Source organism: Streptomyces sp. SID10853, from assembly GCF_010548145.1.
GTDB lineage: Bacteria > Actinomycetota > Actinomycetes > Streptomycetales > Streptomycetaceae > Streptomyces.
Genome location: NZ_JAAGLN010000242.1, coordinates 1 through 10353 on the forward strand (window position 1 = coordinate 1; position 10353 = coordinate 10353).

At 72.3% G+C, this 10353-nt stretch carries 9 protein-coding genes; 3 read left to right on the forward strand and 6 right to left on the reverse strand.

Annotated elements, in window-relative coordinates:
* Window positions 1-232: 232 nt before the first annotated feature.
* Entirely contained in the window at window positions 233-1177 is a 945-nt protein-coding gene (locus G3I19_RS30300) for a LysR family transcriptional regulator (RefSeq protein ID WP_164266919.1), read from the reverse strand.
* A 276-nt stretch (window positions 1178-1453) separates the two neighbouring features.
* Here G3I19_RS30300 and G3I19_RS30305 point away from each other — a divergent pair, with 276 nt between their 5' ends.
* Complete coding sequence (locus tag G3I19_RS30305; protein ID WP_343235251.1) at window positions 1454-2761, forward strand: MFS transporter; 1308 nt, start codon at window positions 1454-1456, stop codon at window positions 2759-2761.
* On the opposite strand, the gene G3I19_RS30310 is transcribed toward G3I19_RS30305, so the two are convergent.
* The 4 genes from G3I19_RS30310 to G3I19_RS30325 all read right to left on the reverse strand — a co-directional run bounded on the left by G3I19_RS30310 (window position 2724) and on the right by G3I19_RS30325 (window position 5510).
* Complete coding sequence (locus G3I19_RS30310) at window positions 2724-3212, reverse strand: hypothetical protein (protein ID WP_164266921.1); 489 nt, start codon at window positions 3210-3212, stop codon at window positions 2724-2726. The two genes, G3I19_RS30305 and G3I19_RS30310, sit on opposite strands and share 38 nt — an antisense overlap.
* 79 nt (window positions 3213-3291) lie before the next feature.
* Window positions 3292-3642 carry a cupredoxin domain-containing protein gene (locus G3I19_RS30315; protein WP_239074931.1) on the reverse strand — a complete coding sequence of 117 codons (351 nt, stop codon included), beginning with the start codon at window positions 3640-3642 and terminating at the stop codon, window positions 3292-3294.
* A gap of 222 nt (window positions 3643-3864) precedes the next feature.
* Window positions 3865-4728, reverse strand: a complete 864-nt coding sequence (locus G3I19_RS30320) for a ferritin-like domain-containing protein (protein WP_239074932.1) — start codon at window positions 4726-4728, stop codon at window positions 3865-3867.
* Window positions 4725-5510, reverse strand: a complete 786-nt coding sequence (locus G3I19_RS30325; protein ID WP_164266923.1) for a ferritin-like domain-containing protein — start codon at window positions 5508-5510, stop codon at window positions 4725-4727. The genes G3I19_RS30320 and G3I19_RS30325 overlap by 4 nt, the downstream gene beginning before the upstream one ends.
* A 372-nt stretch (window positions 5511-5882) precedes the next feature.
* Between G3I19_RS30325 and G3I19_RS30330 the strand changes: the two genes are divergently transcribed.
* The gene (locus tag G3I19_RS30330) at window positions 5883-7220 is read left to right on the forward strand and encodes an aldehyde dehydrogenase family protein (RefSeq protein WP_164266924.1); all 1338 of its coding nucleotides are present in this window, start codon (window positions 5883-5885) and stop codon (window positions 7218-7220) included.
* 174 nt (window positions 7221-7394) lie between these two features.
* Here the strand turns inward: G3I19_RS30330 and G3I19_RS30335 are convergent, their stop codons facing one another.
* The gene (locus tag G3I19_RS30335) at window positions 7395-9536 is read right to left on the reverse strand and encodes a TetM/TetW/TetO/TetS family tetracycline resistance ribosomal protection protein (protein ID WP_164266925.1); all 2142 of its coding nucleotides are present in this window, start codon (window positions 9534-9536) and stop codon (window positions 7395-7397) included.
* A 250-nt stretch (window positions 9537-9786) separates the two neighbouring features.
* Here G3I19_RS30335 and G3I19_RS30340 point away from each other — a divergent pair.
* On the forward strand, window positions 9787-10353 hold a 567-nt coding region (locus G3I19_RS30340; RefSeq protein WP_164266926.1), incomplete at its 3' end, for a uracil-DNA glycosylase.

A 10353-nucleotide genomic window follows, 5' to 3' on the forward strand; every position in this document is an offset into this window, starting at 1 on the left:
GCGCGGGCGGGCGGTGTCCCCGGATGCGCGGCCGGCGCGGGCGGGGTGGCTGGTACGGCGGTCGCGGCCGGTACGGCGGAGGCGGTGAGAGCGGCGGCGACGGCGGTCGCGGACAGCGCGCGGAAGAGGCCCTTGCGGGCGTAACTGGTCATGGGACAAGGGTTGTTGACCCGCACCGCGGTGCCCATACGACAGGCACGAGACCCCAGGTGGGGGTAGCCCCCCGGCCCGCTCAGGGGCTGTCCGGCGGCGGGGCGCCGAAGCACTCCTGGGCCCGGCTCAGCACCAGGTCGACGAAGTCGCCGACGACCGGGGTGCTGGTGCGGGACGTCACCCGGGTCAGGCCGACCGTGCGGGAGGCCCCCGGATCGTCGAGCGGCAGGTCCACGAGGCCGGGCACCCGGACCGGGGAAGGGGGCAGCACCGCGACCCCGAGGCCCGCCGCGACGAAGCCGCGGATGGTGGCGATCTCGGCGCCCTCGAACGCGACGCGCGGTGGGAAACCGGCGGCGGCGCAGAGGCTGTTGACCAGTCGCCGCAGACCGTAACCGGTGGCCGCCATCACGAAGTCCTCGTGCTCGGCTTCGGCCAGCCGGACCCGGCTCCGCCCGGCCAGCGGATGGCCGGCCGGTACGACGAGACTCAGCGGCTCGGCGGCGACCGGGAGGGTGGTGATGCCCGGCTCGTCGGGCAGCGGTGAGGTCAGGCAGAGGTCGACCTCACCCGCCCGGAGCCGGTCGAGCAGCCCCTGCGCGTTGTCCTGGACCAGCTGGAAGCGGACCTTGGGGTGCCGGTCGCGGAACCAGCTGACCAGCAGCGGCACCGGGGCCGAGCCGAGCGCGGGCAGGAAGCCCAGGGCGACGGTGCCCGGCATGTCGGTGGCCAGCCGCAGCTCCTCGCACCCGGTCGCGATCTCCGCGAGCCCCCGCTGCACCCGGGCCAGGAAGGCGCGGCCCTGCCGGGTCAGCCGCATCCCCCGGCCCTCCCGGTCGAAGAGCGGGGTGCCGACGGCCGCCTCCAGCCGGGCGATGCTGCGGCTGACCGTCGACTGCGGGGTGCCCAACTCTCCTGCCGCGGCGGAGAGATGCTCAAGGCCGGCGACGGTCACGAACCGTACGAGGTCGGGACACATCCCGAGCAGCGGCGCCGGCAGATGCTGCACATCGGACGACAGCACGGCGGGAGGCGGGACGGGAGAGGGAGAGGGAGAAGGTGAGGGCAAGGCGGGGGCGAGGGGCCCGGCTGCCACTGTCGGCGCGCGATCCAGTACGGGATCCGGCGCGTGATCCTTTACGGGATCCGGCGCGGCATTCGGTACGGGTTTTGGCGCGGGCTTTGGCGCGGGCTTCGGCGCGGGGCGGCGGGGCCCGTCCGGGCGGTGTTCCATATACGGAACGTATCTCAGCGATCCATGCATTGGACGCATGAACGACACCCGGCCTACCGTCGTCCGGTGACTGACCCGCACATATCGCCTGCCGCGCACACGCGAGGGACACCCGGTTTCCGCCGGGCCACCGGGGCGCTCTTCGCCGCCGGGCTGACCACGTTCATGACGCTGTACTGCGTCCAGGCCCTGCTGCCCGCCCTGTCCACACACTTCAGCCTGTCCCCCGCGGCCTCGTCGCTGACGATCTCGGTCTCCACCGCCGCCATGGCCATCGCGGTGGTGCCGCTGACCGCCCTCTCCGACGCGTGGAGCAGGACGGGGATGATGAGCCTGGCGCTGGCGGCGGCCGCGCTCCTCGGTATCGCCGCGGCCTTCGCGCCCAACTACCCGGTGCTGCTGGTCTTCCGGGTGCTCCAGGGCCTCGCGCTCGCGGGCCTCCAGGCCACGGCGATGTCGTATCTGGCCGAGGAGGTGCACCGCGAATCGCTCGGCCAGGCCATGGGCCTCTATGTGGCGGGCAACGGGATCGGCGGTATGGCGGGCCGGCTCGTCGCCGACGGTGTGCTGGACCTGACCGGCAGCTGGCGCTGGGCGATCGGCGCGGTCGGCGCGGTGGCCGCGGTCTGCGCCGTGATCTTCCATCTGACGGTGCCCGCCTCCGTACGCTTCGTACGCCGGGAGGCCAGGCCGCGCGCGCTCGCGTCCGCGATCGGCCGGGCACTGCCGGACAGCGCCCTGCTCAGGCTCTATCTGATCGGCTTCCTGGCGATGGCCGGGTTCGTCACGGTCTACAACTACCTGGGCTTCCGGCTCATCGACGCGCCGTTCCACCTGTCCGAGACGACGGCGGGGCTGCTCTTCATCGCGTACGCCGCCGGTTCGTTCTCCTCGGCGGCCGCCGGCCGGCTGGTCGACCGGTACGGCCGGCCGCGGGTGCTGGTGCCCGCGCTGCTCGTCACGCTCGCGGGGCTCGCGCTGATGCTCGTACCGCAGCTCGGCGCCGTGATCCCCGGCCTGGTGATCTTCACCGTGGGCTTCTTCGCGGCCCACTCGGTGGCCAGCGGCTGGGTCGGCGGCCGGTCGACCGTGCTGGGGGTGCAGGGCGCGGCGGTCTATCTGTTCTTCTACTACATCGGCAGCGCGGTCGGCGGTTCCGTGGGCGGTATCGCGTACTCCGCCGGGGCCTGGAACGGCCTGACGCTCTACTGCGGCTGCCTGGTCGCGGTGGCCCTGCTCAGCGCGGTGACCCTGCGCGGGGTGCGGACCACGGCCCGGCCCGAGCCCGCGGCGGAGCCGTCCGGGCAGCCCGAGCCGTCGGCCGGGGCGGCCGCGGTCACTCGACCCGGCGACGCTCCCGGCGACGGGCGCTGAACCGGCGGCGGTAGGAGCCGGTGAGCAGCAGCAGGGTCGCCGCGACGATGGTGACGGCCTGCGCGATCGCCGCGAGCCACTTGTCGCCGAACCAGACCGGCTCGTACATGTTGGGCACCGGTCCGAGCTTGCCCACGTTGACGTACCGGTAGATGAGGATCAGCGCCAGCCCTCCGGCGGCGACCAGCCAGGCGAACGCGTCGGACACGGCACGGCGCCAGACCAGCACGAGCAGCGCCGCCAGCGCGGCGAGCCCGGCCTCGATCCGGAAGAGCGTGCCCTGGCTGATGCTCGCCGAGACCGGGTCGTACCGGTCGGCGAGGTGCGCGTGTACGTAGGCGTCGACCGCGAGTCCCGCGGCGGCCAGCACACAGAGCAGCACCCGCAGGTACCGGCGCCCCGGACGGGGAGCGGGGTCCGGCGGCTCGGCAAGCGAGGAATCGGACGGCATGGGGGTCCCTTCCCGGCACGGTCGAAGAAGCACGGTCGGACGAGCACGGTCGAACAGGCACGCTCGTACACGATCCGCGTCAGCTGACGGTGAGCGAGCCCTTCATGTACTGGTGGATGGTGCAGATGTAGGGGTACTTGCCCTTGGCGGACGGCGCCGTGAAGGTGACCGTCTTCCCGGCGGCGATGTCACCCGTGTCGAACGCCTTCTTGCCGGTGGCCGTCAGGGTGTGGGTCGTCGAGTCCTTGTTGGTCACCGTGACCTTCGTCCCCGGGGCGACGGTCAGCGCGGCGGGCATGAACTTGAAGTTCTTGATCGTGATCCGGCTGCCCTTGCCGCTCGCCGTGGACGCCGCGCCGGTGGGCGTGGTGGACGACGACGAAGAGGATTTCGATCCGCTGTCCGAGCAGCTGGTGACTGCGGTCAGCATGCAGAGCGCCACTGCGGCAACCGCCACACGCGGTCTGCGGGTACGGGCGGGCATCGTGTCTCCGGGTGGTCTCGGGGCGGCCTGGCCGACCCCGGCCAGGCACGGGGGGTGCGCCTGGCCGGGGAGCCGGAAGGGGACGGACGGGTCGAGCGGTCGAACGGTCCAACAGTCCAGCGGTCGAACCGAGCCGGACGGAGGCGCTGCGTACAGTGCCGGCCGGACTCAGACAGTCAGCAGGCTGGGGCTGGCGGCCTTCTTCGTACCGATGAAGGCGTCCGGCACCGGGTACTGACCCAGCACGTAGTGCAGGATCGCCGCATGCATGGCCTCGACCGGGGCGATGGTCGCCGCCGTGTTGACCCCGCCCATGCTCTTGACGTTGTACGTCGCGAACACATAGGTCTCGGTGGCCGAGTCCTCCAGCTGGAGCGCCAGCTTGGCCACCCCGGTGACGTCCTTGACCTGGCCGAGCGCCTTGGTGATGTCGGCCTGGTTGGAGAGCGGCACATCGGTGATCTTGGGCTTGCCCGCGCTGGAGAGCACACCGTTCCACGCGTTGGCGTGGTCCTTGTGCTGAGCCATCGCGGTCTGGATGAACGTCGCGACCGCAGGCGGCACCTTGCCGAGCTTGCCCGCGTTGGCCGCCTTGAGAGCGGCCTGGTAGGCGCCGACTGCCTGGTTCTCCAGGGCCACCGCCAGGGCGACGACCTTCAGGTCCCCGGTGTACTTGCCCGCACCGGCCGACGAGGACGCCGATGAGGATGCCGATGCGCTCGCCGACGGGGAACCGGACGCGCTCCCGCCGGTCGGCGTCGTACTGGACTTCCCGCCGCACGCGGCGAGCGCCAGCATGGCCGCCGAAGCACCGGCGCCGGTCAGGAAACGGCGGCGCGCCAGGTGCGCACGCTCTTCTTCGATCCGGTCGGAACGGGCGGACTCCAGGTCCTTCAGCTCCGTCGACAGGTCACGGGCGGACGCGGCCATGACGGGCAGGGTCGCCCGGTGCGCCTCGTCCATCTCGCTCGTCAGACGGGACATCTCGCCCTCGCTGATCGGCAGCTCCCAGCTGCCCCTGCTGTTGCTCATTTGACGGCCCCTTCACTGACCGGCGACGCCATCTTGGTGGGGTAGAAGGAGTCCGGGAACCCGACGCTGCCGATGTTGGCGGGCAGCTTCGCGACGTCCGTCGGGATCGCGATGAGGCTGGTCTTCCCGTCGGCCAGCAGGGCCTGCACGGCCAGCAGCGTGGCGCGGTGCTGGGCCTCCACCGGCGCGACCGAGGCGAAGAGCTGACGCAGGCTTGTGTCGTGGACCTGCCCGATGTTCTTGGTGTACGTCTGCGCGGCGACGTCCTCCAGCGTGATGGCCAGCTTGACCACGTCCGCCGGTGTCTTGATCGTCGGCAGGGTCTTCTTGACGACCGCCGCGTACTTCGGGTCCGTGCCCGTCTGCTCCTTGCCGCCGGCCTTCTTGGCGGCGGCGTTGAACGCCTGGGCGTGCGCGGTGTGCTGCTGCGCCGTCTTCGTGATGAAGGCCAGCACGGTCTTGTTGCCCGTCTTGATGAACGGCAGCCCGGCGGCGGTGTGATAGACGCTCACCGCCAGGTTCTCGATCGAGGCGGCCGTCTGGAGTGCCATGACGTCGGTGCTCGACGCGGCCGCGGCGCGTCCGGCGCCCAGCAGGGTCGCCGCGCCTGCGGCTCCCAGCAGAGTCCCCCGGCGCTGCCACCAGCGACGGCTCGAAGATTCGGCTGTCTCGGCGAAGTCCGCCAGAGCGGAGTTCGTCACCCGGAGCGCGTCGCTGTTCAAATCCTGCGACTGCTCGGTCAGCTCCTTCAGCAACCCGGTGTCGATGTGATCGGTACCCATCGCGTCCCATCTCCTTCCCCGCGCCGGACAGCACGGGTGTCTCCCCGAGCCTTGGGCAAGGGGGGAGTGTGGGGCCCGTTCACTGAGACCGAATGCCACAAGGCGTACCCGAATGAAGGACGAAACAGTTGCCCGAGGCGTACATCCCGGTCCGGGCAGGAACCGGGAGGCCGCCGCTCCGGCGAGGGAAGAAGCCGCCCTCCCGGATTGTTGGTAAATGCAAATACCTGAACGGACCTTCCGGACTGCCCACAGAACGACAACCCCGCAGAATCGCCGAACCACACCGAACGCCGGACAGCGAACTGCCGGACCACCGAACCGCGAACCACCGCACCGCCGAACGCCGAACCGCCGAACCAAGGAGCATCCGTGCCGTCCACCGATCAGCCCACCCAGCAGCCGGCCGAGAAGCCCGCCGAAGCCGTGGCCCGGCTGCGGGCCACCTTCCGTACCGGCCGGACCAGGACCCTGTCCTGGCGCACCGAACAGCTGCGCGGCCTGCGGGCGATGCTGACCGGGCACCGCCAGGAGCTGGCCGCCGCGCTCCACTCCGACCTGGGCAAGAGCGAGCGCGAGTCATCGCGTACGGAGATCGACTTCACCGTGCGCGAGATCGACCACACCCTGGAGCGGCTGGAGGGCTGGCTACGCCCCGAGCCCGTCGACGTACCGGAGCATCTCGGTACGGCGAGCGCCTGGACGGTGCTGGACCCGCTGGGCGTCGTCCTGGTGATCGCCCCGTGGAACTACCCGGTCCAGCTGCTGCTCGCCCCGGTGGCCGGGGCACTCGCGGCGGGCAACTGCGTCGTCGCCAAGCCCAGCGAACTGGCCCCCGCCACCTCCCGGGCCGTCGCCGAGCTGCTGCCGCGGTATCTCGACCGCGACGCGGTGACGGTGGTCGAGGGCGCGGTACCGGAGACCACCGCCCTGCTCGAAGAGCACTTCGACCACATCTTCTACACCGGCAACGGCACCGTGGGCCGCATCGTGATGCGCGCCGCCGCCGAGCACCTGACGCCGGTCTCCCTCGAACTGGGCGGCAAGTCACCGGCGTTCGTCGACCGGGACACGGACCTCGCGGCGGTGGCGGCCCGGCTCGTCTCGACCAAGTTCCTCAACGCGGGCCAGACCTGTGTCGCACCGGACTACGTCCTCACCGACCCCGGAACCGCCCGTGAACTGGAGGGCGCGCTGGCCTCGGCCGTACACGACCTGTTCGGCGACGACCCGGCCGCTTCCGGCGACTACGGCCGGATCATCAACGAACGCCACTTCGACCGGCTGACCGGCCTGCTCGGCTCGGGCCGCGTCGTGACCGGCGGCGAGAGCGACCGTACGGAGCGCTATCTCGCCCCCACCGTCCTCGCCGACGTGGCGCCGGGCTCACCGGTCATGGCCGAGGAGATCTTCGGCCCGATCCTGCCGATCGTCGAGGTCGACGGCCTGGACGAGGCCATCGCGTTCATCAACGACCGGGACAAGCCGCTGGCCCTGTACGCGTTCACGGACTCGGTACTGACCCGCGACCGCCTCACGACGGAAACCTCGTCGGGCGGCCTCGGCTTCGGCATGCCGGTGGTCCATCTCACCGTGCCCGACCTGCCGTTCGGCGGGGTGGGCGAGAGCGGGATGGGCCGCTACCACGGCCGCTACTCACTGGAGACGTTCAGCCACCGCAAGGCAGTCCTGGACAAGCCACTCGGCTGAAGCGGGCCGGGTCGCGGCGGTAGCGGGGTGCACGCCTTCGCCGTGCACCCCGGCGGCATCCTCACTCTCGGCCGAGCTCACCGGAGTCCAGGGGCTCTGAGACCAGCCCGCGGTCGGCCCGTTCCGGTCGCGGGCACGCCGGACCGAACCCGCCCGCCCCAGCCGCCTGTTCATTCAGTCCGCGAGGCTGCGGTCGGCGAGGAACCTCATGTACTCCTCCGGATTCAGCGGGTTGCCGTCCGTGCGGGGGCGTGTCGGTGCCGGGCCGCGTACCGGTCGGTCCTGGCTCGGGCGCGACCACATCGCGCCCTCGCCCCGGGTCAGCCCCGGCAGCGCCTGCTGGAACTCCTGCACGCGCCGGGCCGGCAGCTCCGCCGTGACCAGCCAGGACGAACCTGCCCCGGACGGCCCGGCCTCCGTGGAGCCGGTGATCTCGGCTCCGAGCGGGAGGAGACAGCCGATGACGGCGCTGAGCGTGTCCTCCGGGATCTCCGTCTCCACGGCCCGGCAGGGCTCGAAGACCCGGGCGCCCGCTCGTTTCAGCGCGCGCATCAGGACCAGCGGTGTGAGCTGCCTGAAGTGCGCCGCGACGGTGAGCGGCGCGATGTAGCCGGTGCGGGTGAGCGTGACCGTGCAGTCGGTCACCTCCCAGCCGTACAGGCCCTGTTGCAGGGTGCCCAGTGCGGACTCCTCGATGGCGCGGTGGAAGGCACGGGGCAGCGAGCCCAGCTCGACCTCCCGCACGAAGGTGACGCCCGCGCCGCGGGGGGCCGCTGCCACGCGCAGACCCACTGTCGCCAGGAAGTCGTTGGGGCCGTGCCGGTCGATCTCGGTGACCGCTTCGCCCCGGCCCGTGGGGCGCTCGAAGTACACCGGGCGGACCGGCTCGAACACCGCCTCCAGACCGAAGTCCCGCTCCAGCCGCGCCGCGAGCACCTCCTGCTGCACCGCCCCGTAGAGCAGTACGGAGGTCGCGCCGCCGTCCGCCGTCCGGGTCCGGATCAGCGGGTCCTCGTCCGCGAGCGCCAGCAGGGCCGCGTGCAGCCGCGCCTCCTGCCCGGGGCCGCAGGCCCGTACGACGGTCTCCAGGCTCGGCGGGGCGAAGTGGACCTGCTCCAGGCGGCCGTCGGGCGGACCGAGCCGGTCCCCGACCCGGATACCGGGCAGACCGCGCACCCGGCCGATACTGCCCGCCGTCAGCCGCCCGCCGGACTGACGGGGCTGCCCGCCCCCGGTGCCGTGTACGTCACGGGTGCCCGCGGCGCCGTGTACGTCACGGGTGCCCGCGGCGCCGGGGGCCCGCACGATGTCGATGCCGGTGATCCGGCCGCTGGACTCGGCCTGCTTTCCGCCCGGTTCGCGACGCCAGTAGGTGATGCGCCGGCGTTCGCGTACCTCGCCCGAGAACAGCCGGAGATACGCGACCTTCTCACCGGCGCCCGTGCGCTCGATGGCGAAGACCGTGCCGCTGGGCTCCGCGCCACAGGGCTCCGGCGCGGTCCGCGGGGGCGGGCGCAGCAGTGTGGCGAGGCCGTCGGTGAGCGCACCGATGCCCTCGCCCGTGAGCGCGGAGCCGAAGAAGACCGGGTGCAGCAGCCCGGCCCCGCACTGCCGGGCCAGCAGGGTGCGTACGTCGTCCGCCGGGGGCAGCTCGCCCGCCACCAGCGCGGCCAGCAGGGCGTCGTCGTGTTCGGCGAGCGCCTCGGCGGCCGCCATCCGGAACTCCGGCCGTTCCAGGGTCTGTACGGCTGTCCTGGCCGCCGCCGTACCCGCGTCCCGCACCGCGTTCATGGCCAGGATGTCCGGCGTGAGCCTGGCGCGGATGTCGGCCAGCAGGCCGTCGGGGCGAGCGCCGTCGCGGTCGATCTTGTTGACGAAGAGCAGAGTCGGCAGCCGCAGCCTGCGCAGCGACCGCAGCAGCACCCGGGTCTGCGCCTGGACGCCTTCGACGGCGGACAGTACGAGCACCGCACCGTCGAGCACGGACAGCGCCCGCTCCACCTCGGCGATGAAGTCGGGGTGGCCCGGGGTGTCCACCAGATTGATCTGCAGCAGGCCGCCAACGGCTCCGGTGGCTCCGGTGGCTCCGGTGGCTCCGACAGCGAACGGCGCCACCGCCGAACGGATCGTGATGCCACGCTCGCGCTCGATCTCGCCGGTGTCCGTCTGCGTACTGCCGGCATCGACACTGCCGAGCGCGGAGATGGCGCCGTTGTCGAGCAACAGCCGTTCGGTGAGGCTGGTCTTACCTGCGTCGATGTGGGCGAGCACGCCCAGGTTCAGGGTGGTTCCGGGGGTCGGGACGGCGTCGGGCACAGAGGTCCTCAGTGGGGGCGTAGGGGAGAGACGACCTGATGACTCCGTGGAACTGGCGCATCGTCTGCCTTTCCCTGGTGACCCTCTGGGCCCACATGTCTGCCGTTACTGCCTGTTGTTACTGCCCGTCGCGGCGAGCGACGTGAGGCTAGCGGCGCGTGCCCCGGCCGCGCGACCGCTTTTCGCGCGGCCCCCGCGCCGCTTCCCGCGCCACCGTGGCCGGTGCGCGGATGCGCCGTACCGTGGCGGGATGGCCGAGTCGCAGTCCGCAGTGTCAGAGCCGCAGCCGAGCGCCGACGACCGGCGCTTTCCGGCCAGTCGGGCGCCGGGCTGCGCCGATCTCGCCGCGCTGGACGCCCAGGTGGTGAACTGCCGCGCCTGCCCCCGGCTGGTGGCCTGGCGGGAGCAGGTGGCCGTGGAGAAACGGGCCGCGTACCGGGACCAGGAGTACTGGGGGCGGCCGGTCCCCGGCTTCGGTCCCGCCGACGCGGCACTGGCCGTGGTGGGGCTGGCGCCCGCGGCGCACGGCGGGAACCGGACCGGGCGGATGTTCACCGGCGACCCCGCGGGCGACTTCCTGGTCGCGGCGCTGCACCACATCGGCCTCGCCTCACAGCCGACCGCCACCGCCGCCGACGACGGGCTCACCCTGCACGGCGTACGGATGGCCTCGCCGGTGCACTGTGCGCCGCCGCAGAACAAGCCCACCACCGAGGAGCGCGACACCTGCCGCCCCTGGCTGGCGGCGGAGCTGGCGCTGCTCCGCCCCGGGCTGCGTGCGGTGGTGGTGCTCGGCGGCTTCGGCTGGCAGGCCCTG